Origin of the sequence: Thalassovita sp. (genome assembly GCF_963691685.1) — a bacterium.
Lineage (GTDB): Bacteria > Pseudomonadota > Alphaproteobacteria > Rhodobacterales > Rhodobacteraceae > Thalassobius.
In genome coordinates, this window is sequence record NZ_OY829290.1 from 3,228,926 (window position 1) to 3,253,211 (window position 24,286).

General features: G+C 61.0%; 21 protein-coding genes. 8 read left to right on the plus strand and 13 right to left on the minus strand.

Going from position 1 to position 24,286, the window contains the following annotated elements; genetic code table 11:
* Positions 1-2 precede the first annotated feature (2 nt).
* Positions 3-935, plus strand: coding sequence for an ABC transporter substrate-binding protein (locus tag ACORLH_RS15495; protein WP_321829243.1), 933 nt, complete (start codon positions 3-5; stop codon positions 933-935).
* A 1-nt stretch (position 936) separates the two neighbouring features.
* The gene (locus tag ACORLH_RS15500) at positions 937-1,959 is read left to right on the plus strand and encodes an iron ABC transporter permease (protein ID WP_321829244.1); all 1,023 of its coding nucleotides are present in this window, start codon (positions 937-939) and stop codon (positions 1,957-1,959) included.
* An 87-nt stretch (positions 1,960-2,046) separates the two neighbouring features.
* Here ACORLH_RS15500 and ACORLH_RS15505 read toward each other — a convergent pair whose 3' ends face one another.
* The 8 genes from ACORLH_RS15505 to ACORLH_RS15540 form a co-directional block, all read right to left on the minus strand.
* On the minus strand, positions 2,047-3,333 hold the full coding sequence (locus ACORLH_RS15505) for an amidohydrolase family protein (RefSeq protein ID WP_321829245.1): 1,287 nt from the start codon (positions 3,331-3,333) through the stop codon (positions 2,047-2,049).
* An 18-nt stretch (positions 3,334-3,351) separates the two neighbouring features.
* Entirely contained in the window at positions 3,352-4,293 is a 942-nt protein-coding gene (locus tag ACORLH_RS15510) for an ABC transporter permease (RefSeq protein WP_321832835.1), read from the minus strand.
* The gene (locus ACORLH_RS15515) at positions 4,293-5,366 is read right to left on the minus strand and encodes an ABC transporter permease (protein WP_420719830.1); all 1,074 of its coding nucleotides are present in this window, start codon (positions 5,364-5,366) and stop codon (positions 4,293-4,295) included. The genes ACORLH_RS15510 and ACORLH_RS15515 overlap by 1 nt, the downstream gene beginning before the upstream one ends.
* Complete coding sequence (locus tag ACORLH_RS15520; protein ID WP_321829247.1) at positions 5,366-6,919, minus strand: ABC transporter ATP-binding protein; 1,554 nt, start codon at positions 6,917-6,919, stop codon at positions 5,366-5,368. The genes ACORLH_RS15515 and ACORLH_RS15520 overlap by 1 nt, the downstream gene beginning before the upstream one ends.
* 45 nt (positions 6,920-6,964) lie before the next feature.
* Positions 6,965-7,957 (minus strand): BMP family protein, encoded by a 993-nt coding sequence (locus tag ACORLH_RS15525; RefSeq protein WP_058244710.1) that lies wholly within the window; start codon positions 7,955-7,957, stop codon positions 6,965-6,967.
* 305 nt (positions 7,958-8,262) lie between these two features.
* Positions 8,263-10,455, minus strand: a complete 2,193-nt coding sequence (locus tag ACORLH_RS15530; RefSeq protein WP_321829248.1) for an endonuclease — start codon at positions 10,453-10,455, stop codon at positions 8,263-8,265.
* A gap of 232 nt (positions 10,456-10,687) precedes the next feature.
* A complete protein-coding gene (locus ACORLH_RS15535; protein ID WP_321829249.1) occupies positions 10,688-11,059 on the minus strand; it encodes a DUF4345 family protein in 372 nt (123 codons plus the stop codon).
* A 28-nt stretch (positions 11,060-11,087) separates the two neighbouring features.
* Complete coding sequence (locus ACORLH_RS15540; RefSeq protein ID WP_321829250.1) at positions 11,088-12,011, minus strand: SDR family NAD(P)-dependent oxidoreductase; 924 nt, start codon at positions 12,009-12,011, stop codon at positions 11,088-11,090.
* 149 nt (positions 12,012-12,160) lie between these two features.
* On the opposite strand from ACORLH_RS15540, the gene ACORLH_RS15545 reads away from it, so the two are divergent.
* On the plus strand, positions 12,161-13,087 hold the full coding sequence (locus ACORLH_RS15545) for a LysR family transcriptional regulator (RefSeq protein WP_321829251.1): 927 nt from the start codon (positions 12,161-12,163) through the stop codon (positions 13,085-13,087).
* On the opposite strand, the gene ACORLH_RS15550 is transcribed toward ACORLH_RS15545, so the two are convergent.
* Positions 13,084-14,796 (minus strand): phospholipid carrier-dependent glycosyltransferase, encoded by a 1,713-nt coding sequence (locus ACORLH_RS15550; RefSeq protein ID WP_321829252.1) that lies wholly within the window; start codon positions 14,794-14,796, stop codon positions 13,084-13,086. The two genes, ACORLH_RS15545 and ACORLH_RS15550, sit on opposite strands and share 4 nt — an antisense overlap.
* Before the next feature lie 161 nt (positions 14,797-14,957).
* Between ACORLH_RS15550 and ACORLH_RS15555 the strand changes: the two genes are divergently transcribed.
* Positions 14,958-16,451: a UbiA family prenyltransferase gene (locus tag ACORLH_RS15555; RefSeq protein WP_321829253.1), complete on the plus strand. Its 1,494-nt coding sequence runs from the start codon at positions 14,958-14,960 to the stop codon at positions 16,449-16,451.
* Positions 16,448-16,813, plus strand: coding sequence for an SMR family transporter (locus ACORLH_RS15560; protein ID WP_321829254.1), 366 nt, complete (start codon positions 16,448-16,450; stop codon positions 16,811-16,813). Before ACORLH_RS15555 ends, ACORLH_RS15560 begins: the two co-directional genes overlap by 4 nt.
* Positions 16,814-16,875: 62 nt before the next feature.
* On the opposite strand, the gene ACORLH_RS15565 is transcribed toward ACORLH_RS15560, so the two are convergent.
* Positions 16,876-17,676: an MBL fold metallo-hydrolase gene (locus tag ACORLH_RS15565; RefSeq protein ID WP_321829255.1), complete on the minus strand. Its 801-nt coding sequence runs from the start codon at positions 17,674-17,676 to the stop codon at positions 16,876-16,878.
* Positions 17,677-17,775: 99 nt separating this feature from the next.
* On the opposite strand from ACORLH_RS15565, the gene ACORLH_RS15570 reads away from it, so the two are divergent.
* A complete protein-coding gene (locus ACORLH_RS15570; protein ID WP_321829256.1) occupies positions 17,776-18,711 on the plus strand; it encodes a GlxA family transcriptional regulator in 936 nt (311 codons plus the stop codon).
* A 21-nt stretch (positions 18,712-18,732) separates the two neighbouring features.
* Here ACORLH_RS15570 and ACORLH_RS15575 read toward each other — a convergent pair whose 3' ends face one another.
* Together ACORLH_RS15575 and ACORLH_RS15580 are read right to left on the minus strand one after the other, a co-directional pair.
* Positions 18,733-19,377: a LysE family translocator gene (locus ACORLH_RS15575; RefSeq protein ID WP_321829257.1), complete on the minus strand. Its 645-nt coding sequence runs from the start codon at positions 19,375-19,377 to the stop codon at positions 18,733-18,735.
* Positions 19,377-20,420, minus strand: a complete 1,044-nt coding sequence (locus ACORLH_RS15580; protein WP_321829258.1) for an isopenicillin N synthase family dioxygenase — start codon at positions 20,418-20,420, stop codon at positions 19,377-19,379. The genes ACORLH_RS15575 and ACORLH_RS15580 overlap by 1 nt, the downstream gene beginning before the upstream one ends.
* A 397-nt stretch (positions 20,421-20,817) precedes the next feature.
* On the opposite strand from ACORLH_RS15580, the gene ACORLH_RS15585 reads away from it, so the two are divergent.
* A complete protein-coding gene (locus ACORLH_RS15585) occupies positions 20,818-22,008 on the plus strand; it encodes a pyridoxal phosphate-dependent aminotransferase (RefSeq protein WP_321829259.1) in 1,191 nt (396 codons plus the stop codon).
* The gene (locus ACORLH_RS15590) at positions 22,005-23,597 is read left to right on the plus strand and encodes a 5-guanidino-2-oxopentanoate decarboxylase (RefSeq protein WP_321829260.1); all 1,593 of its coding nucleotides are present in this window, start codon (positions 22,005-22,007) and stop codon (positions 23,595-23,597) included. The genes ACORLH_RS15585 and ACORLH_RS15590 overlap by 4 nt, the downstream gene beginning before the upstream one ends.
* 38 nt (positions 23,598-23,635) lie before the next feature.
* Here the strand turns inward: ACORLH_RS15590 and ACORLH_RS15595 are convergent, their stop codons facing one another.
* Positions 23,636-24,271 carry a TetR/AcrR family transcriptional regulator gene (locus ACORLH_RS15595; RefSeq protein WP_321829261.1) on the minus strand — a complete coding sequence of 212 codons (636 nt, stop codon included), beginning with the start codon at positions 24,269-24,271 and terminating at the stop codon, positions 23,636-23,638.
* Between the last annotated feature and the right edge of the window lie 15 nt (positions 24,272-24,286).

A 24,286-nucleotide genomic window follows, 5' to 3' on the forward strand; every position in this document is an offset into this window, starting at 1 on the left:
CTATGAAACACACTGCACTTGCCCTTGGCATGATGATCGCGGCTGGCCCGGCGCTGGCTGAGGTGAGCGTTGACAGCTGCAACCGTCAGGTCCAATTCGATGCCCCGCCGCAGGCGGCCATCTCCAACGATGTGAACCTGACCGAGATGATGCTGGTGCTGGGTCTGGCAGATCGCATGGTGGGCTACACCGGCATTTCCGGCTGGAAAACACTGGATGAAGAGATGCGCGCAGGCGTCGAGGCGCTGCCTGAGCTTTCGGCGAAATACCCCACCAAAGAGGTGCTGGTCGGCGCCGATGCTGACTTCTTCTTTGCCGGTTGGAACTACGGCATGAAGGTCGGTGGCGAAGTCACCCCCGAAACCCTCGCCCCGTTTGGCATCAAAGTTTATGAGCTGACCGAAAGCTGCATCCACATCGGCGACAAGCCCAAGGTCAGCATCGATGACATGTATAACGACCTGACCAACCTCGGCAAAATCTTCCAGGTGGAAGACAAGGCCGACGCGCTGGTTGCCGGCTACAAGGCGGAACTGGCGGCCTTCACGGCCGATCTGGAAACCGGCGATCCGCTGCGCGTCTTTGTCTATGACAGTGGCGAGGACACCCCCTTCACCGCAGGCCGTTACGCCATGCCCACCGCGCTGATCGAAGCGGCAGGCGGCACCAACATCATGGATGACTTTGAAAAAAGCTGGGGCACCGTGAACTGGGAAGCCGTGGTTGAGCGCAACCCTGAGGTCGTGGTCATCGTGAACTACGGCAATGTCACCGCCGCAGAAAAGCGCGCCTTCATGATGAACAACCCGGCCTTTGCTGATCTGGATGCGGTCAAGAACGACCGGTTCGTCGTGCTGGAATATGTCGAAGCCACCCCTGGCCCGCGCAACATCAACGCCGTGAAGAAGCTGGCCAACGGCTTCTGGGGGAACTGAGATGCAGCAGGGACGGTCCCGTCTGCCATTTTGGGCGATCAGCCTGGGCGCTTTCGTAATGCTGGGGCTGTCCCTGTCCATGGCGATTTCATTGGGGGCGGTTTCCGTCCCCTTTGGCACCGTCTGGGGCGTGTTCTTTGACCGGATTGGCCTGCCAATATGGGAACCAGACTGGTCCAAAGGCCGCGCCGCCATTGTCTGGGATATCCGCTTTCCCCACGCGCTTCTGGCGGTGATGGTGGGGGCAGGGCTGGCCATTGTGGGGGCCGCCTTGCAGGCGGTGACCCGCAATCCACTGGCCGATCCGCATCTGTTGGGCATCTCCTCCGGCGGGGCCTTTGGGGCGATCCTGGCGCTGTTACACACCGGGTTGTTTCTGGGGTTGCTGACCGTTCCCCTGCTGGCGTTTTTTGGCGCGCTGGGGGCCACGGTGCTGGTCTTGGGCGTTGCCAGACTGGCCGAGGCGACCAGCGCGGACAGGTTGGTCCTGGCAGGGGTTGCCGTGTCCTTTGTCATCATGGCCGCGGCCAATGTACTGATTTTCCTGGGCGATCCCCGCGCCACCCATACGGTGGTGTTCTGGATGCTGGGCGGTTTAGGACTGGCGCAATGGTCACATCTGATCTTTCCACTGGCGATCCTGATCCCGTCTGCACTGTGGCTCTGGCTTCAGGCGCCGCGCCTCAACGCCATGACCATCGGCGATGAAACCGCCGCAACGATGGGCATCCCGGTGGCCCGGTTCAGACTGGTGGTTTTTGCCGTCAGCGCGTTGATCACCGGCGTGATGGTGGCCTTTTCCGGGATGATCGGTTTTGTCGGGCTGATGGTGCCCCATATCGCCCGGCTGTTTGTCGGGGGGGATTATCTGCGGGTCATTCCGGCCTCCGCCGTGATCGGGGGCATCTTCCTGCTGCTAGCTGATATCGCCGCCCGCACCGTCATGGCGCCTGAGGATATGCCGATCGGCATTGTCACCGGGTTGGTGGGCGGTCTGTCCTTTATCCTGCTGCTGAGGAAATAGAGCGCTTACCGGGTCGCATAGCCTGCTGCGCAGACAGTCAATGAAGGTCCGGCGCGAGCCGGACCTCGATGCGATCCGGCACATGCCTCAGGCCTTCGGCGCATACTCCGCCGGATTAACCGCCTTGGGTCGTTCCGGCAGATCCAGCGTGGTGACCACCGGCGCCGTGCGTGCAATCACCCGCCCTTTGCGGACCACCGCCAGCCGGTTGGCCCGCAGGCGCACCGCTTCGATTTTGTCACTGGCTTGCAACAACACCATGTTTGCCGCGCAGCCCTTGGCGATGCCGTAGCCGTCCAGCCCCATGATCCGGGCCGAGTTTTCGGTCACCGCGTCAAAGCACCAGGCCATATCCTCACGGCTGGAAAGCTGCCCCACATGCAACCCCATGAAGGCCACATCCAGCATGTCAGCCTTGCCCAGCGAATACCACGGATCCATCACACAGTCCGAGCCAAAGCCAACCGTGATCCCGGCATCGCGCAATTCGCGCACACGGGTCTGGCCCCGGCGTTTGGGATAGCTGTCATGGCGGCCCTGCAGCAGGATGTTGATCAGCGGATTGGGGATAGCATGCACCCCCGCCTCCACCATCAGCGGGATCAGCTTGGAGACATAGTAATTGTCCATCGAATGCATTGAGGTCAGATGCGATCCTGCCACCCTGCCCTGCAATCCAAGGCGCTGGGTTTCATAGGCCAGCGTCTCAATATGGCGGGACATGGGATCATCGCTTTCGTCGCAATGCATATCCACCATCAGCCCCCGGTCGGCCGCGATCTGGCACAGCTGACGCACACTTTCCGCGCCATCTGCCATGGTGCGCTCAAAATGTGGGATGCCCCCCACAACGTCCACGCCCATGTCCAGCGCGCGAATGGTGTTCTGCATCGCCGTGGGATCCCGCAGCACGCCATCCTGCGGAAAGGCCACCAGCTGCAGATCCAGGTACTCCTTCACCTGCTCGCGCACCTCCAGCAGGGCGGCAACACCCTTCAACTCATCATCGCAGGTGTCCACATGGCTGCGGATCGCGCCGATCCCCATGCTGACCGCCAGATCGCAATAGCGCAGCGCCCGCTCCACAATCTGATCAACGCTTTGCAGCGGTTTCAACTCCCCCCAAAGCGCAATGCCCTCCAGCAATGTGCCGGACACATTCATCCGTGGCGTGCCCAGTGACAGGGTGGCATCCATATGGAAATGCGGATCCACAAAGGGTGGGCTGACCAACTGGCCTTCGGCCTCAATCACCTCGGCGGTCACAGCATTGATGCCGGCCTCCACCGCGGCAATCAAACCGTCTTTGCAGGCGATGTCCACGCCACAGGTGCCGTCAGGCAGGGTGGCGTTTTTGATAATCAGATCAAACATGTATCCTCCAGCGCTTGATCAGCGTTGCCCTTTGAACCACGGCGTCAGCAGGGCACGTGGATAATCGGCGCGCCGCGCGGCAATCACAAGGGCGACAATCGACAAAACGTAAGGTGCCGCGATGAAAACCTGACTGGGCACCAGTGCGCCCACCTCGGTTTGCAGACGCACCTGCAACGCATCAAAGGCGCCAAACAACAGCGCCCCGAGGAGCGCCTTGCCCGGCCGCCAACTGGCGAAAATCACCAGCGCGATACAGATCCAGCCTCGCCCGTTCACCATGCCAAAGAAGAAGCTGTCGAAGGCAGACATCGTCAGAAACGCACCGCCCAACGCCATCAGCGCCGATCCCGCCACAACGGCCCCGATGCGCAACCCGTAGACCGAAAGGCCCTGCGCATCCACGCTGTCGGGATTGTCCCCCACCGCCTGAATGGCCACCCCCAGGGGCGTGCGGTTCAACACATACCAGACCAGCAGCACCATCAACAGCGCCAACCAGGTAAAGGCGGTTTGCTGAAACAGCACCGGCCCCAGAAACGGCAGATCCGACAGAACCGGAATGTCCAGCGCCCGGAAGGGTTCGATTTTGGGGGGCGACGATACCGTTGGCAGCGCCGTGCGATAGGTGAAATAGCTGAGGGAGGTGGCAAACAGCGTCACCCCCAGGCCTGACACATGCTGCGACAGGCCCAAAGGCACCGTCAGGATCGCATGTAACAGGCCAAACGCCGCACCTGCCACAGCCGCCGCCAGCACACCGCCCCAGAGGCCCAGCCCCAGCCAGACGGCCATCCAGCCGACCATGGCGCCGGTGACAAAAATGCCCTCAATCCCCAGGTTCAAAACGCCCGATTTCTCACAGAGCAGCGCGCCAAGGACGCCGAAGATCAGCGGTGTGGCAATGCGCAAGGAGGCCGCCCAGAAGCTTTCGGACATCAGGATGTTGAGAATATCCATCATGATGCCTCTCCCTTCGCGGGGGCGCTGCGGGTGATCTTATAGCGGGCAAAGAAGCCCCCGATCAGCACGCAAAGCAGCGACATCGAAACGATCAGATCCGCCAGATAAGACGATACGCCCATCGACCGGCTCATGCTATCGGCACCGACAAAAACGCTGGCGATAAACAGAGCGGCGACCACAACACCCACTGGCGACAGGCCCGCCAGCATGGCCACAACGATGCCGGTGTAGCCAAAGCCCGGTGACAGGTCAGCGGTCAGGTAGCCCTTCAGCCCCGCAACCTCACTCACGCCAGCCATGCCCGCCAGACCGCCCGAAACAATCGCAACGCTCAGCAGGGTCCGGTCCACGCCGATGCCGGCATGACGCGCTGCCGGGGCGTTTTCACCCACTGCACGCAGTTTGAAGCCCCAGACCGACCGCGACAGCATCACCTGCGCCACGGCGGCAGCGACCAAAGCGATGATCAGCCCGGAATGCACCCGCATCCGCGCCATCAGGCCCGGCAGAGTGCCCTCATCCAGGATCGGCGCGCTTTGTGGCCAGCCCATGCCCATCGGATCCTTCAGCGGACCCTCCAGCATATATTGCAAGAAAATCAACACGATGAAGTTCAAAAGCAAGGTGGTCACCACCTCATCCGCGCCAAAGCGGGTTTTGAGAACCGTTGGCACCACCATGCCCGCCGCCCCGGCGGAGCAGCCCATCACGATGATGACCGGCACCAGAATGTAGCTTGGCGCCTCAATCGCGCCGGCCCCGATCGCGACCGCGGCCATTGCACCAAGGTAAAGCTGCCCTTCAGCCCCGATATTCCAGAGCCGGGCGCGAAACGCCAAGGCGGCTGCCAGACCGGTAAAGATCAGCGGCGTCGCCCGGGTCAGCATTTCCGACACCGCGAAAAGCGAGCCGAAGACTCCTTTGACCATCTCACCATAGGCGGTCAGGATATTGGCCCCGGCAAAGGCCAGCGGGATCGCAGCCGCCAGCAATGCGATCACCGCAGACAGCACCGGCAGCCCCAGTTTAAACGCCTGCGAAGTCGCAGCACGTGGTTCAATCCGTATCATTGTGCTCCTGCTCCGCTTTGCTGCGGTTCATGCGGGGTTACTTCACCCGCCATCATCAGGCCAATCGCTTCGCGGTCGCGCGTGTCTGCCTCAATCATTTCGCCGTCATGGATCACCACAACCCGGTCCGCGAGGCCCAGAATTTCATCCAGGTCTTCTGAAATCAGCACAATCCCTGCCCCTGCTGCACGCGCCTCCAACAATCGGCGCGCCACCTCGGAGGCGGCCAGCATGTCCAGACCACGGGTCGGCTGGTTGGCCAGGATCAGCTTGGGGTTTTGCTCAAAAACCCGCGCCAGGATCATTTTCTGGATGTTCCCGCCAGACAGCAGCCGCGCCCGCGCGCCAACACCCGGCCCGCGCACGTCATAGTCTGCCGCCAGCTTTTCGGCGTTGGCGGTGATCGCATCCTTTTTCAGGAAACCGGCGGATTGCACTTCGGGATCGGACAGCCGTTCGATCACCATATTTTCCGCCACACTCATCGCGCCCACCATACCGTCATGGTGGCGATCCTCCGGGATGCGGCCCACACCGGCTTTGATCATATTGGTCGGCGTCACCTGCGCGATTTCTTCTGCGGCAAGGGTCACGCGCCCGGATGTCGGGCGGTTCAGCCCTGAAATCAAACCGGCCAGCGCGCTTTGCCCGTTGCCAGACACCCCGGCGATGCCAAGGATTTCATGGGCGTGCACCGTCAGGTTCGCCCCACTCAGGCTGTCACGTTTGGACCGGCCGGTCACCGAAACATCCTGCAGGGTCAACACCGGGACGCCCGGCGTCATCTCCTGCCGTGCGGTTTCGGGCGTATCGGCCCCCACCATCATGCGGGCGATGATGCGTTCATCGGCCTCTGCCGTGGCAATCTCACCCACCTTCTTGCCATGCCGCAGCACCGCAATCCGGTGAGAAAAGGCCAGCACTTCCCGCAGCTTATGCGAGATAAAGATGACCGAGAGCCCTTCACGCGTCATAGCGCCGATGTTCTCAAACAGCGTGTCGGCCTCCTGCGGGGTCAACACTGCGGTGGGTTCATCCAGAACCAGAATGCGCACATCGCGGTAGAGCGCTTTCAGGATCTCAACCCGCTGACGATCGCCAACCGACAACCGCCCCACGGGCGTGTCCAGCGTGACGGTCAGGCCGGTGTGCTGCATGATGCTTTCGATCTTGGCCCGCGCGGCCTTCAGATCGCGGCGCAACAGGCTCAGCCGTTCGGAGCCAAGCACGATGTTGTTCAAAGCCGAGAGGTTTTCAGCCAGCGCAAAGTGCTGATGCACCATGCCAATGCCCGCCGCCAGTGCCGCCTGAGGATGGCCCAGCGGCAGCGCCTGCATCTGGCCAGCCTCATCAGCGACCTCAACCGTGCCTGCGTCGGGCATGTAATGCCCAAACAGCATATTCATCAGCGTGGTTTTGCCCGCGCCGTTTTCGCCTAAAAGCGCAAGGACTTCCCCTTTGTGCAGCTCCAGATCCACGCCATCATTTGCGATGACCGAACCGAACCGCTTGGAAAGCCCGTTCAGAGATAAAACTTTGGTATCTGTCACGTGAGTGAAATGGCCGGCGCACCAAAAGGCGCACCAGCCCTGTCCTTAATTGTCCGAGACCGGGCGGTCGTCGTTCACATTCACACGGAACATGCCACCCAGAATATCGGCCTCTTTGGCGCGCACCTTCTCAACCACATCGGCCGAGATCAGCGCCTCATCCATGACCAGCGATCCGCCGCCATAAGCCATGAAGCTGTACTGACCGTAATCCGATGCCTCAAAGCTGCCGCTGGCAACGCTGGCGACGGCTTTGTCGATGGTGGCTTCCATGTGCCACAGGGCCGAGGCCAGAATGGTGCCTGGGTAATCGCCGGAGGTGTCGATCACATTGCCGATCGCCTTCACGCCGCGCTCCACGGCGGCATCCGAAACACCGAAGCGTTCGGCGTACATGATGTCAGCGCCCGCATCCATCATGGCAAAGGCGCTTTCTTTGGCCTTGGGCGGATCATACCAGCTGTCGATGAAGTTCACGATGAACTTGACCTCAGGGTTCACCTCACGGGCGCCATCCATGAAGGCATGCATCAGGCGGTTCACCTCAGGGATGGCGTAGCCGCCAACCATACCGATCACGTTGCTTTCGGTGGCGGCACCGGCAACCATGCCCGACAGGTAGCTGGGTTCATGGATCCAGTTGTCAAAGACCGAGAAGTTCGGCGCCACCGCCCCAAAGGACGATCCCATCAGAAAGGCGGTTTCCGGATAGTCTTTGGCCACTTTGCGCGCCGCGCGCTCCAGACCGAACACCTCCCCCACGATCAGCTGTTTGCCTTGTTCGGCATATTCGCGCATCACCCGCTCATAATCAGTGTTGGCGACGTTTTCCGAAAACACATATTCAATATCGCCACGCTCCGCCGCTGCATTCAGCGCCTTGTGGATCCGGCTGATCCACTGCTGTTCCACGGGCAGCGTGTAAATTGCCGCGACTTTCACCGCCTCGGCCGCAGCCATGCCTGCCGAAGCAGCCAGGCCAAAGCCCACGGTCATCGCCAATGCCACACGACGTGACACGGTTTTCAATGTCTTCATAATCAGACCCCCTGTTTTGATTTATTGCGTCAACCGTCTTGCTTTTTGACCAACCGGTCAATGCTTTTCCCCTAGGGAAACGCGCCTCTTGGTTGTGACATGCCTCATTTTCAGGCGTAGGGACTGTTTTCTGGGCAGCATTGATCCACCCCATCATCCCCCCTCTAACGCTATGTGAATAAATGGTAATCCCAGTAACCTAAAAGGCCGCAGCGCGAGGCTGCGGCCTGTGTTTGTCTTGATCGCTCAGCAGGGGAGATTTTGTAAGTTATTGGCCGCCGAGGCCATGTTTTACCGCAAGCGACTCAGCCAAATCCCTCTTCAAAAGCGATCTCACCCAGCCAATCCGGCATGTCGATCAAGGGATTGCGGTTGCCCTGCACCTTGGCAATCTCCGCATTGCGGTGACGTTCGTAAAGGCTGGGCGGTTCTGCTTTGGCCCAGTCCAAAATGACGCCAAGGTTCGATTTCGTCAGCTCTTTCTTGCTGCCTGATTTCACATCGCCGACCACGCCGGGGTAGCGAAGCAGGAAATAAAACGTGGCGCGGGCAACGGCCCCCTTGCCTGCCGTGGGCTCAAACCGGCGTTTGTCCCGCAGCCCACACATCGGACGCGCGGCCTCCAACTCGGGGTTATTTAGCGCCTCAACCGCCAGAACCTCCGCCGCCAGCAGCTTGGCCTCCTCCTCGCTTGAAAACTCGGAATAGGGAATGTTGGAGCGGAAGCTGTTACAGCCGCCCTCGCAGGTAAACAGATGATGCAGGTCGCTTTTTTGTGCCCGCTTCTCGGCCTCGCCTTTGAACCAGGACTGCGGCACCACATGTTCGCAATTGAAGGTGCTGGTGGCCTCCAGCAGTGCATCCTCCAGCTCAATCGCCTCCGGCGTCAGAGCGGCCCGGGCGATTTCCTGCACCCGTGCCGCCTGCGAGAGAGCAGCCTCCACCGCGATCCGTTCTGCCAGGAACAGCTCCTCAGCCATCACATCGTTTGAATAGATGGAGCGCAGGGTTTCATCGGGGTGACGGTCAATCCACGGGTAGAGGTGATCGTGGCGCGCGTCATAGTAACTGAACACCGTGTGATGGCTGTCTTTCAACAAGCCGTGCAACGCCCAGAAGCGATCCTTCTTGGTCATCGATCCCGCCAGACCGCTGTAATAGCTGCCAGCCGCCAGCGTATCGGCGCCGGCGTCGTAATAAGTGCCACGCGGCTCAAACACGCTTTCGGCACGGGCCGGGGTGCTGTCTGGCAGTTCAACAGGCGCGGGCGGTGTTGGATTGACCTTGGGCGTTGGTGCCGTGCTGGCGGGCATCTGCCCGGCCCCGCCAAGCGGGCCAAAGGTCAGCTGGAAGTTCCATCGCGCCACACCATCCGGGCCCACCGTCAGCCCCGGTGTCTGCTGGTCCGAAGACCCGCCCCCTGCCCGTTCCTCAAATCCATCAAAGTCGCCGGCATCAAAAAACTCCATCACCGGTGCTGGCTCAAACGCGCGATCAAACATCGCCTCATCCCCCGAGGACAGGCCGCGCGCGCGCATTTCCGTGACGATGCTGGAAATCCGCACCCCTTCGTTGGCGATCCAATGAATGGTTTTGGGATCATCCACGCCGTTCTGGAAGACCGATCCGTCCTGCTTCAGCCAGCGCCCCATGGCATCGGTGTTTGGCACACCTGCATGATGCAGCCCGGCCACCTGCCACTGGTCATTGGCGCAGAAAGAGCCCGAGGTGCCCCGCATCGTATCGGTGGTGTAATGCAGGAAGTCATCGACCACTTTCACAATTTTGTTCTGACGAATGGCGATCTGCTGACGTTGGCCGCCGGGATGCTGAATGATGTTGATCGGCTCCCCAATGACCGCTTTGCCGCTGTCGGCGATCAGATGCATCCAGCCACGCTCCTCAACCTGCTGACCGCTGCTGTTTTCCGCCTCCACCGCAACGATGGTGAAATCAAGGGGGCCGCTTGTCTGAAAGAAACGCGCCGGATCAAAGGCGAAATGCACCGGGGTCAACGGGGCACCATCCGCGCCCAGGGCGTAGTCAAACTCAATATAGCTCACCGCCGCCTCCGCCGGGGTGCGCAGCACATGATTGTTGGTCATCAACAGCTGCGGCGAAATCATGAACCCGGTGCCATGCCCCAACACGCCGCCCGCTGCGTTGCGGATCACCACCCGCCCCACGGTGCGCGCCGCCGTCATGCCGCGGGTGAAAAAGGCCACGCCCATCAACTCATTCTGTTCGATGATCCGTTCCAGCGCGGAGACATGCGGCATGCCTTTTCCGGTCGCCTCTTTGACAAACTCTGCCGCCAGATCCGCCCGCCCCATTTGCAGGAAACGGTTCACATAGCGGGGCAGCTCATCGGTTTTGTTGATCTCAGCCGTGTTGCCGGATCGCACTACGGCCTCAAACGCGGATTGGGGATTTTGCGCATCGCGGAAATGGCGGGCCACGGCAGCTTCAATCGCCGCTGGGTTCAAACGGGTTTTCATCAAAGACCTCATAAAAATAGCGTTGAGTTGGGCCGCCCCAAACTGGGCGGCGATGGGTCAAACACAGCCCCCGATCAAACCAAGACAGCCGAAAATGCGGCGCGGGGCACAATGAAATGTAACGAAAGTGGATCTATGATAGCACGAATCCCGCCGCGAAAAAACGCCGGAGCCGTGCAAAAGCCGGCCCCAATTCGGGACCGGCTGTTTTCTACCTGACTAGGCCAGAGGGTCACACGGCGTTCAGATAGGCCGCAACCAGAATGGCGGTGATCACCAGTTCGACGACCAGCGGCGGCACCACCGCTTTGTCAAACCCATCAGCCACCATGCTGATAATCCGACCCAGCGCGACAAGCGCCATCACCAGGGCCACGGCGAGGTAGCCAAGATGCTGACCGGCAAAGATCGCCAGCGCCAAGAAACCGACCGAGGCCAGGAACAGCCCACCGATCACCGACCGGATGGTGCTGAACCCGGGCGCGCCAATGGGTTCCAGCGCGAAGTTCTTCAGCATCTTTTGCGGCGCAAACATTGAGGTTAGGCCAAGCCCGGTCAGCATCAAAGTGGCCAGAGCGGTGAGGATTTGCAGAGTAAGTTCCATGACGTTTTCTCCTTAAAATAGGGGGTAGTTAGGCGAATTGGCGGATTGCAGCGGCGGCATTGTCCTGCGCGCGGGTGTCCCCCAGTGTGGCGTCAATGCTGACCTGATCCACCACCGGACCGGTGGGCGACCCTGCGCGGCTGGCGTAGAAATGGCCGCTTTTAAACTCGGGATTCATCAGACCGTCGACATAACGGCGCGCCCCGGTTTCAACGCTGTGCATCATGCCAAAGAGGGGCATCACGGTGCTGCCGATGTACTTGAAAAAGATCTTTTTCAGCAGCGGCAGGTCGTCCATACCATTGGTTCCGGTGGTGCCGCCCGGGCTCATGGTGACAAAGCGCAGATGGGGGTGCTGACGCGACATTGCTGCCATCCAGTGGGTGCCCACCAGTTTGATCGTGCCATAGACATCCAGCGGATCTGCCTTGGCGGGGAATTTGCTGCCGTTGGCGATCGATGCAAACTCTTCCGGGGAGCCGGTTTTGATGTCGGGGCGGGCGACGCCCATCTTGGGAATGCCGCGCGCCGCCTCTGAGCCGGCATAAAGCACGGTGGAGGTGATCAGCTGACGTTCCAGCATCGCCTCAACCAGGGCGACATGGCCCAGAACATTGGCGGCGAAGATATGGGTCACGCCTTCGCGGGTCAGCGCATAGGGGGTCTGGCCGCCGGTTCCGCCAGCGTTCAGGATCACCGCATCGACGGGGCTGGTCAGTTCGGCAACGGCCGTGCGCACCTTGGCGGGATCCGACACATCCAGGATCACAATGTCAAAAACCTTGCGGCCGGTTTCCGCTTCCAGCGCGGCTTTGGCGGCGCGGGCTTTTTCAGGATTGCGGCAGGCGAGATAGACTTTTTCGATCCCTTTTTGCAATGCCAATTGGCGGGCCGCTTCACGGCCAAGACCTGCGTTGGCACCGGTGATGAGGACAGATTTAATCGGGTTCATGGTCAGGCTCCTTTGGTTACCTGTAAGCAGTGTGTTTGTGGTTTTCGTCGTCTGACCCCAAAGTAATGCGGTTGAAAAATGATCTCTATCCGGGCAAAACTGAACACCGTGCATCAAATATGAACCACAGACCGCGCACCGGAGGCCCCATGCCAGACCAGACCAGCCAGGCGCTCAATTGGGATGATCTGAAGATCTTTCTTGCCGTTGCACGCACCGGCACCCTGCGGGGTGGCGCCGACAGCATTCAGGCCAACCACACCACGCTGACCCGGCGCCTGACCTTGATGGAGGAAGGGATCGGCAGTCGGCTGTTTGACCGTTCGAAACAGGGGCTGGTGCTGACACAACTGGGTGAGGATCTGCTGCCCCACGCAGAACGCGTGGAGGAGGAGATGACCGCCGCAGCGCGCGTCATCGTCGGCCGCGATGCCGCCCCTACGGGCACGGTCTATGTCACCCTGCCGCACGGTCTGGCGATGACATCGATCATGGATGACCTCAGCGCCTTTGCCGAAGAATACCCTGACATCACGCTGAACCTGACCTTCACCAATGACGTGGCGGATCTGACCCGTCGGGAGGCCGATGTCTCCCTCAGGGTGGCCTTTGAGGTCAGCGATGATGTTGTCGGCCGCCGTCTGGTGCAGATGTCACAGGCCGCCTATTGCACGCCGGATTATGCAAAACGGGTGCAGGATAACGCGGGCGAAGGGCTGACGCTGATTGGCTGGCATGAGCCCGAGGGCGCGCAGACCGCGAAATGGGTGCAGGACAGCTATTATCCCAAGGCGCTGTTGAAACATCGGGTATCAGAATTGGTGCCGTTGATTACCCTGGCAGCCTCGGGTCTGGGCATGGCCTATCTGGCCTGCAATCTGGGCGATCGCCATCCCGGTCTAGTGCGCGCACCGTTTCAAAAGCCCCTCGCCTACCGCAATCTGTGGCTGCTGCTGCACCGTGATCTGCGCAACACGGCGCGGGTCAGGCTGTTTGTGGATTTTCTGGCCGAAAGGATCCGCAGCCGCCGCAATGAGTTCTGGGTGGCCGGTACGGTGGAGAAGGTTGAGCGCTAGCTGCCCGCGACGCAGTCATAGACGCGTACTTCGCGTTCCAGAAACAGCGGTTTTGACGGATCAAACCGGCGCAGCTCGGCACAATCGCGATCAAGCGCCTGCAAAAACTGACGGCGAATTTCCGGGTCAACATGGTGGGCGTAATTTGCAAAATCCTCGACCACAAACAGGCTGAAGCCCTGATCAAGCCAATAGGTGCGTTGCCATTCCTCAGCCTGCAACGGCCAGGTATGGGCCTTAACGCTGTAGCCTTCCTGGCCTTCGTCCACCGATTCCAGCCCGAACATCACCACCGGCATATGCACGTAGAACAGTGCGCCCTCGGCTGAGGTGTGGATGATGCGATCCTCGGCCACTGCAGGCGCGTCGATCTTATATTTTCTCGCCAGCCGCTCAATCCGCTGCAACTCCACCGCCTGGGCTTCTTTCTGCTGCGGGATCCGGTGGGCCACAGCTGTCAGGATGCGGCGGTCTGCGTGGTGTTCAGCCAGATAGTGATCCAGCGCCACCTGAACCGGCATCGCGGTCGCCTGCGTCAGCACTATCACGCTGCCCCAAATGCTCAGCCCCAGCCCTGCGGCCAGCCAGGATGCGGCCAGATATTGCGACAGGCGCGGGCCGCTTTCGACATAGGCCGCCAAAGCCACGGCGCCGACAAACAGGTAGCCTGCAAAATTGGCGATCCACAGGTGTTCGGGCTGACGGCTGCCGGTGATCCAAGCGGTCGCCAGCGTGCCGATGGTGAGGGCCAGCCAGATCACCATTAGGCTGCCCTTCTGCGACAGGCGCGGCGCGGTGAGGATCAGGATCGGGCACAGGATCGCGGCCGAGGCCATCGCCGCCGTCATGCCAAAGGCGGTGTCAAAGCTGCGGGCGATCAGCGTTGTAATCCCTGCCCAATGGCCTGAGGTGCCACCCTGCACCGACATCACCGATTGAATGCGTTGATATTCTAGGAAGTTCTGGAAATCCAACAGCACGCCGATGTTGAAGATGGGCCATAACCCCACCGTCAGAAGGAACACCCGGGCAAAGGATTTCAGCGCCGTACCTGTTCCTTCCTGCTGCGCCAGCAGCAGCAGCCAGCCCAGCCCCATCGGCAACAGGACAAATATCGCGGAATGCTTGAAGCTCAGCGCCAGGGTAACCGAGAGGCCAAGGATCAGATCCCAGCGGCCGTGGCGCGGATCGTCCATGCGCATCAGCATCGCCCAGATGCAGGCCATCATCGCTGTGGCAAGGCCCGCGTCCCCTTTTGAGATATGCGACATGAACACCGCCAGCGGGAAAAACGCCCCCAACAACCCGATCGCTATGGCACTGCGCTGGGTCAGGCGCAGCTGCCGCGCCGCCAGAAAGAACAGCACCGCCAGCCCTGCCCCCCAAAGCGCGGTCATCGCCCGGGTGGCCATGTAAAAGGCGGTTGGGTCCGCAAAATACTGGTCGCGGAAGGCCCCGGCACTGTCCCACCAGCCCGCCACCAGACCGACAGCAAACAACACCACCAATGCAACCGCATTGAGGTAGTTGATAAACGGCGGGTAGAAGTGCTGCCCGGGGATCAGCTGCCCTGTCAGCACCTTGGCGGCATCATTCACACGCTCGTCCCCGTGGAAATAGCCATAGTCCAAACCGGTCAACCGCAGGCCAAGCGCCAAAAGAAAAAGCGCCAGGCAGGTCAACGCCTCAGTTTTGCCAAATCTTTTCATTAAACTGTCCCAAAACCACGCGCCAAAACGGCCAAATCGCAAAGTCCTGACTATCTTGGTAAACGCAAAACCCTTGTCGAAGCAAAGGAAAGGCGCGTAACACCTAGGGAAGAGCAGTCGTATAGCTATTTAGATATGTTTTTTGGAAACAACGCAGGTTGATGACCCAGATTGTAGACACGAAGACAGATCCCACCGCCAGCGCGCCCGCGTCTGCGTTGCCGCTTTACGTTGATCTGGACCACACGTTGGTGCGCACCGATGTGGCGCAGGAAATGCTGATCCGGTCAGCCAAATCCCCTGTCGCCCTCTGGCGCGCCTTTAGGGCAACCCTGCAACAGGGGTTCAGCGGCTTGAAAGCGGCGCTGGCCCAGGAGGTGCCGCTGCGTGCGCATCTGCTGCCCTATAATGACGCCGTTTTGGATCACATCGCAGCCGCCCGCGCCGCTGGGCGCCCTGTCATCCTGGCCACCGCCGCCGATCAAAACGTGGCAGACGCCGTGGCGGCGCATCTGGGTGTCTTTGACGAGGTCATTGCCTCCTCCCCCGGCAGCAACCTTAAAGGGGCGGCGAAACTGGCGGCCATTCAGGCCCATTGTGACAACGGCCCGTTTGAATATCTGGGTGACAGCCGGGCGGACATGCCGATCTGGCAGGCGGCCACAGCCCGCGGATTTGCCAAAGCCCCGAAAGAGGCGCAGCACTGGCTGGGTGAGGCCACGCTGCAACCCACCGCCGAAGGATCAACCGCCCGTGCCTTGCTGAAGGCGATGCGGCCCCATCAATGGGCCAAAAACGCGCTGTTGTTTCTGCCGCTGATCTTTGCCCATCTTTACACTGATGGGGCCAGCCTGACGGCTGCGGCCCTGGGTTTTTTGGCGTTTTCGCTCTGTGCCTCCGCGGTTTATCTGCTGAATGATCTGTTGGATGTAGACTCAGACCGGGCGCATGCAACGAAATGCAACCGCCCCTTTGCCGCTGGTAGGTTGCGCCCGTTCACAGGGCTTGCCGCCTCGGCCGGCCTGTTTGCGCTGGCGCTCCTCCTCGGGGCGCTGATCGGGTCGCTGTTCCTGGCTATTCTGATCACCTATGTCATCATGACCAAGGCCTACTCGCTCTGGCTGAAACAATATTCCACCATCGATGTGGTGGTTCTGGCGCTGCTTTACACGGTGCGCATCATTGCTGGCGCGGCTGCGATCATGGTGATGCCCAGCCCGTGGCTTCTGACCTTCTCTTTGTTCTTTTTCCTCAGCCTTGCCTATATGAAGCGCTACATTGAGCTGTCGCGCCTGATCGCGGCAGAGCCGCAGGTCGATGAACGCCTGCCCGCCCGCAACTACTACAGCGGCGATATCACGGTGGTGCAGACCTTTGGCATCGCCAATGGCGCCCTGTCGCTGCTGACACTGGCGGAATACGTCAACAGCGACACCGTGAAAGAACGCTACCTCACGCCTGAGTTTCTGTGGCTGTTGCTGCCGGTGATGATGTTCTGGACCTATCGCAGCTGGATGTGGGCCAACCGCGATCAGATTGGGGATGACCCGGTTGTTTTTGCCCTGCGGGACCAGATCAGCCGTATTTCGGTCTGGGCGATGTTGGCAATTGTGCTGCTGGCCCGTTACGTCGACGTGGGGGGATTTGGCGGATGAGCCTATCTGGTTTCCTGCTGGTTCTGGTCAGCGTCAGCCTGTCTGCCGTGGCCCAAACCGCGTTCAAAATGGGTGTGTCCCGGGTGACCCTGCCAGAGGACGCAGCCTTATGGGTCAAGGCCGCGAGCTTCCTCTTTTCGCCGCTGGTTCTGCTGGGTCTGGCGCTTTATGGCGTCGGGACGGTGCTGTGGCTCTTTGCCCTGCGCCAGATGGATCTGTCGCTGGCCTATCCCTTTGTCGCGATGAGCTTTGTCATGGTCTCCGTCTCAGGTATTGTTTTCCTGGGCGAACCCGTCAGCCTACCCCGGCTTCTGGGGCTGGCGCTGATCATCCTGGGGCTGCTGGTGATGGCGCGGGGCTGATCCCGGACCGGACACGCAGCAGCAACGGCGCGCCCTAGTGGGCACGCCTTGATCTTCACAGTTTAGACCGGCTGGAACCGGTAGGCCCGCCCCTCCGCCACAACGGTGCCCACACCGGGGAAGGCAAAATGTGTGGCCGCAATTGGCGTGCCTTTGGCAGCGGCCTCAGCCAGCAGGGCCTGGCGGGTGGCCACGGCTGCGGCGGCATCGCCATCCAGGGCATAGGTCACTTCGGGTTGGGCCATCTGGATCTGCTCGGTGATCACCGCGTCTGACACGATCAGCAGTTCCTGCCCGCCGCTTTGCAGCTGAACACCGGTGTGGCCCGGCGTATGGCCCGGCAGAGGCGCCAGGGTGACGCCCGGGGCCAGTTCTGCCGCGCCGTCATGTGTCACCACCCGATCCGCGATCCCAGCCGCAACGCCTTGGATCATCTCAATCATCGGGCGGTTTTCTTCCGGCACCAGACCGGGCAGATCCGGGTTGGTCCAGAACCCCCATTCCGCCGCAGCCACATGGATGGTCACCCCGGCAAAGGCCGCTGGATCGGCAAAGCCGCCCAGATGATCGGCATGCATGTGGGTCAACACGATGTCGGTTGGCTGCACCCCCTGCAGATCCCCCCAGGCCGCGCCGGTTTCGGGGAACATGGCCTTCAGCGCCTCAGCCGAGCCGGTATCAACAAGGATCACACGATCGCCGCTGCGGATCAGCCAGAGGTTCGCGCCAATCTCCACCTGCTCACCCAGCACCATGCCCTCAGGCACATTGCCGAAATAGGCGGCAGGCAGGGTGAACCGACCATCATCGAAGATCCGCAGATCAATCTCACCGATTTTCATGTCATGTATACGTGCGCTCATAACGCTCTCCTATGTCTTTGATGAAATGGGATATGGCCTGCAGCGTGGATCCACGATAGTGTCACAAGTGACTATAAATTTGCTGATTACGCCAAACCGATGAATTCCGCTCCTCGTGTTCTCCTCCTCGACTATCCCGGTGCGCTGCCATCTGCGGTGCTGGGTCTGGTGGATATCCTGTCACACGCGGGCCTCCGCCCTGAGATAGTGCGCCCAGGGGACATGACAGCGGCGGGTTGGGCGAAAATGCCGGGCGCCAGTGCAATCCTGTTGCCGCCGGCAGCCACGGCCCCTGACCCCGCCGACCACCCCGATCTGCCGCGCTGGATTTCGGACCAAGCGCAGCAGGGCGCGCTGATCTGCTCTGCCTGTGTTGGGGTGATCTGGGTGGCCGCCGCAGGTCTTGACGCCGGGCGCCCGGTGACGACCCATTGGGGCGCGGGGCATGATCTGCAGCGCCATTGGCCGGATCTACAGATCAACACCGACCGGCTGGTGATCGAATATGACGATCTGGTCACTGCGGGCGGGCTGATGGCCTGGGTGGATCTGGCCCTGATTGTGATCGAACGGCTGTGCGGGCATGCCAAGATGCTGGAAACCGCGCGCCATTTTGTGGTTGATCCCGGTCGGCGCGACCAGCGCCGGTTTCAGCGATTCCAACCGCGATTTGACCATGGGGATGCCAAGGTGGCCGAGGCCCAGCACGGGCTGGCCCGCGATCTTGCCCATCCACCTGCCCTGCCCCTGCTGGCAGGGCGGCTGGGCCTGTCACCCCGCAGCTTGCAGCGGCGGTTCCAACGGGCCACCGGGCTGACTGTCACCCAATACCTGCAGCAGTTGCGGATTGAACATGCCAAAACCCTGCTGGCGGACAGCGCCCTGCCGGTTGCAGAGGTGGCGGCGCAATCGGGTTATCAGGATCTGCCTGCCTTTCACCGTGTCTTTGGCCGCATCAGTGGTCAGACCCCGGCCGCCTTCCACAAAAGCCTGCGCGACATGGCAAAGGGCGGCGCCCGTGGCACCGCCCCTTAACACAATTTGCAAACACTTGGATCAGATCAGCCCAAGGTGCAGGTTGACCGCGATCAGGATCAGCATACCGCCGCCAATCCAGCCGAGCGCCTCACGCAGATGCCGGCGTTTGTTAATCGCGCCAGCAAGGCTGGAACCCATGAAGACAACCAGCATATCCGACGGGATCGCCGTCAGCGGGACCAGCGCGCCGAGGATCAGGAACTGTAGTTCAACACTGCCGTTGCCCTCCCCCATCGTGATGAAGGGCGGCAGGAACAGCGCGAAGAACAGCACCGTTTTGGGGTTCAGCAGTTCCACCAGAACCCCCTGCCAAACGATCGCACGCACAGGTTTGCGCACCACTTCGCTGACATGCAGATCCGCCAGCGCTGCCGCACGGGCTTCGCGGATCATGCCGACGCCCAGCCAGATCAGATAGGCCGATCCCAGATAGCGCAGCCCCGGCACGATCCATGTGAACTTGGCAAACACGGCTGCAAGCCCCATCGCGGTGGCCACGGCCAGCGCCATGCCCCCCAGCGCCAGCCCAAAGGCCGAGGCCAGCCCGGCAACCCGGTCCTGCCCGACCGTGCGCGACAGCACATAAAGCATCGAGGGACCGGGTGTTGCGCTAAGCGCAAATCCTGCAAGCAGCACCGCCAAGATCGTTTCAAAGGGTGGCATCAGTGCTGATCTCCCTGCAGGCGGCCTTCAAAGGGGTTTGAGAAGTTGGTCTCTGCCTGACCGTCCCGCAGATAGGGGAAATCGCGCATAAGCATAGTCTCCAGATGCTCCCCCGCTTTGAAGGGCGTATAGCCCGATGGGCGGTTTTCGCTGATAAGCTGAGGGAAGGGTTCAATCATCGTGTCGTAATTTGCCGCTACAAAATACGGCATCGAAAACCGTTCTGCGCTTGAATTCAAGACCCTATGAGGTGTTGAGCGCAAAATTCCGTTGCTCCAGGCCTCCAACATGTCGCCAATATTGACCACAAAGACCGAATGATCGACCGGTACGTCGATCCATTTACCAGAGGTTGCAAGGACTTGCAGACCGGGGTTGCGTGTATGCAACAGTGTCAGACATTCATAGTCCGTATGGGCGCCCATATTGACCGATTTATGGTCGGTGGTCTCATCGCCGCGCAGGTAATGCAGCAGGCGCAGCTGTGAAACGGGCTTGTCCATCTGGGCCAGCATGGCGCCCTGCGGCAGGCCAAGATGCTGCTCCAACGCACCAGTCACCCGCTGACCAAGCCGCGCGATCTGCTGGTAATAGGTGCCGATGATCTGGGCAAACCCGGGGCTGTCCGGCCAGACATTTGGCCCCAACAAACGGTTGCCCGCCAGATAATCCGGGTCATCCGACGGCAGGTCCAGACCTAGATCAAACGCCTCATAGCTGCGGTTTTTCTCATCGGCATAATCGCCTTTTTCACTGAACGGCACATAGCCGCGGTGATTGCTGCTGTTGCCGATGTAATGGCGCATCTTGTGCCGTTCGGGCTGCGCAAAGAACAGCGCGGCCACCGCATAGGCCGCCTCAATCAGCACCGGATTGATGCCATGATCGCAGATCCGGAAAAACCCGAACTGCCGTGCGGCCTGACCGATCTGGTCTGCAACCGCCTGCTGTTTGACAGGATCCTCACTGCTGAGATCGCTGAGACTGATCAACGGCAGGGTGCCGTCGTCATAGGGGGTGAAAGATGATGTTTTAATGTTCATTTTCTGCTCCAGTTGAGTTGTGGCCAGAGACAGATATTCAGAATTTTAGGAAAAATTGTGGAAATTCAATGGCTTATCGGTGATTGAAGAGTCGATTGATCGCTCACCCATAAGGTGATCCGCCCCGCAAAGCAGCCTAGAGGCGAATTTTTAAGCAAACACAGCAGATTAGCCTTTGAACCAAGGCTCAAAGCTGCCGCACACACCTAACGATTCCCGCTTTTGTGGCTGAACTCTGTGGCTGAAATTGGATGCTCGTACCCCGGACCCCATGATCCCGCCTGCACTTAGGTTCTAGTTGACAGAGTTATTATACAGATGCACAACAAGACAAAACACACCCGCGCTGTAACGGAGACGTCCCCGTCCCACAGCCGTTTGAATAAGGACAACAGCCATGAAACTGGCCTATATCACCACCCGGTTGGCCGGGTTGGGCGGCGCCAAATGGGCGGTGCATTTTGCGGCGCGCGATCGCATTGAGGCGGGCGAAGACATCATTGAGATGACCATTGGCGAACCTGATGTGCCGGTGCCTGACAGATTGGTTGCCGCCAGCATTGAAGCGCTGAACGCCGGGCGCACCAAATATTCCAACGGACAAGGTGAGGAAGGACTGCTGCAGGCCTTGGCGGATCGCTACACAGCCCGGATTGGCCGGCCCTTCGGGCCTGAGAACTTCCTGTGTCTGCCGGGTACCCAGACCGCGCTTTATACCGTGATGATGGGCGTTGCCGAAACGGGTGATGAGGTGCTGGTGGGCGATCCGATGTATGCGACTTACGAAGGGGTGGTGCGTGCAACTGGCGCCACGATGGTCCCGGTGCCCCTGCGGGCCGAACATGGGTTCCGCATGCAGGCCCATGATCTGGCCGCCGCAATCACCCCCAAAAGCCGCGCCATCCTGCTGAACTCCCCCCACAACCCCACTGGCGCGATCCTCAGCCGGGAGGAGCTACAGGCGATCGGCGCACTGGCCCGTCAGCACAACCTCTGGATCATTTCGGATGAGGTGTACGAGGATCTGATCTTTGACGGCACCGCCTTCTGCTCGCCGCTTGCCCTGCCCGAAATCGCCGATCGGGTCATCGCGGTGGCCTCAATCTCCAAATCTCACGCAGCGCCTGGGTTCCGCAGCGGCTGGTGTGTTGGGCCTGCCGCCTTCTGCGAGGCTTTGCTGCCCGTTGCCGAAACCATGCTGTTTGGCAACCAACCCTTCATCGCCGACATGACCGAACTTGCCGTGCGCGAAGGATCGCCCGTGGCGGCAGGCATGGCCGCACGGTTCAGCGCGCGTGCCACCCGGCTGCGCGATCAACTGCAGGCTGAGAGTGACCTCGCCGTGCATATGCCGGCGGCAGGCATGTTTGCATTGGTGTCCGCCAAAGCCCTCGGTCTTGAAGGTGAAGCCTACGCCTGGGCACTGCTAGATCAGGGCGTTGCCGTGATGCCGGGCAGTGCCTTTGGCGATGGCCTGCAGGACTGGGTGCGTGTCGCGCTGACCATCCCGGACGACCAGTTCGATCAGGCGATTGATCGTATGTTGACCCATGCCAAAGCCACCCAACCGCAGGCGGTCGCCTCATGAGAAAAACCAAACCAACCGTCGGCGAGGCGCTGGTCAGCGGCTTGAAACAGCGCGGCGTTGACTGCGTCTTCGGCATTCCCGGCGTGCATACGATTGAGCTTTACCGGGGTCTGGATCTTGACGGGATCCGCCATGTCACCCCGCGGCATGAACAGGGGGCGGGCTTCATGGCCGATGGCTATGCCCGCGCCAGTGGCAAGCCCGGCGTGGCCTTTGTGATCACCGGCCCCGGCCTGACCAACACGATCACCCCCGTGGCCCAGGCCCGTGCGGATTCGGTCCCGGTTTTGGTGGTCTCGGGCGTCAATGCCCGCGCCTCTCTGGGTGAGGGCATGGGCCATCTGCATGAGTTGCCCGACCAGCAGGGGTTGATGCAAACCGTGGTCGCGGCCTCGGAACACGTGAGCAACCCTGACGCCTTGAACGGCGCGTTAACGCGTGCCTTTGACGCGATGCAGGCCGCGCGCCCGAAGCCCGCACATATTGAGGTGCCGCTGGATGTGGCTGGCGTCACGGCCGCCCCGCTGGCGCCCCCTGCCCCCCCAGCCGCCCCGAAAGCCGCCGCAGATGACGCGCTGCAACAGGTTATCGCGCAACTGACCCAGGCAGAACGGGTGGTGATCCTTGCTGGCGGCGGTATCAAAACAGGTGGCGCTGCGCTGCAATCCTTGGCAGAGAGCCTCGACGCGCCGGTGGTTCAGACCACCAATGCGCGCGGGTTGATGCATCAGCATCCGTTGACCGTGCCCGCCAGTCCCAGCCTGAAACCGGTGCGTGATCTGATCGAGGAGGCCGACTGCGTGCTGGCCCTTGGGACGGAGTTGGGGCCGACCGATTATGACATGTACGCAACCGGTGACATGGCGCAGATGCGCGGGCTGATCCGGGTGGATATCTGCCCGGATCAAATCGCCCGTCACCCACATGTGATCGCCCTCTGCGCCGATGCGGCAACGGTGGCGGGTCAACTGGCCGCCCAGCTGCCACGGCGTGCACCAACCGACGGCGCCGCCCGGGCCGAGGCCTGCCGCACCGCCGCCTGGGATGCCCTCAGCCCGGCCTACCGCGCCAATGTTGCGATGCTCAACGCGATGCGCGATGCCCTGCCCGGCGCGCAGATCGTGGGCGATTCAACGCAGCCGATCTATGCCGGAAATCTCTATTACGGTCATGATGTTGCGGGGGGATGGTTCAATTCCTCCACCGGCTATGGCGCCTTGGGCTATGCGATCCCCGCGGCGATTGGCGCGGCCATTGCCAAGCCCGATCAGCCAACCATCTGTCTGACCGGCGATGGGGGCGCGCAGTTTTCGCTGCCCGAACTGGCCGTCGCCGCGCAGGAAGGCCTGCCGGTGCGCTTTGTGATCTGGAACAACCACGGTTTTGGCGAAATCGCTGCGGCCATGCGCGACGTCGATGCGCCGGTGATTGGCTGCGATCCAACCCCGCCCCGTTTTGCCGACACCGCCGCCTCTTACAATATGGAATACCGACAGGTGCCTGATCAACCCGAGGCGCTGAGCGCTGCCCTGCGCGACACGGCGCAGGCGCCCGGTCCGGTGATGATTGAGGTTGTGATCGCCTCATAGCCCACGGAGAACAGGCCCGGCGGATAGGCCGGGCCACCTCACCCCAGGTCCAGCGACAGATCGATAATCGCGCCCACGGCCTCCAGCCCGATTTTCGGCAATTCGTCGTCGCCGAAGGCCTCTGGCAAAGCACCACCTTCCAGCCACAGGCCATCCACCACTGCGTTGCAGGCGATAGCCAGGCCCCTAAGCCTCGGTTCTGAAACGGTTTTCCCGGCCTCCGTCAGCGCCTCAGCGATCAGTGCCTGCAGACGGTTGCGGAAATAGACATAGCTGCGCTCATGGATCTGCCGCATTGCCGGATCCTGCAGCAGCATCGTCATGAACCCCGCCCAAAGCGCCAGCGCCCGAGGATCGACAACAGGCGGTTTCAGCGACGCGCGGATGAAGCCCGCCAGCTTGCCACGGGCGCTGTCATGCTCCGCCTCAGCCGCCGCACTGGCCTGATCGGTCAGCGCATTCATGTGGTATTCATAAGCGGCCAGGATCAGCTCTTCTTTGGTTGAGAAATAGTGCCGGATCAGCCCCTGCGTCACCTCAGCGCGTTCGGAAATGGCGCGCACGGTTGCAGCCTGAACCCCCTGTTCTGCCACCAGATCCAAAGTCGCCTGCACCAGCGCCTGCTTCCGCTCCTCAGCGCTTTGCCGTTTGAATTTACGTCGCTTTTCCTGCACCTCAAGCCCCCGGAT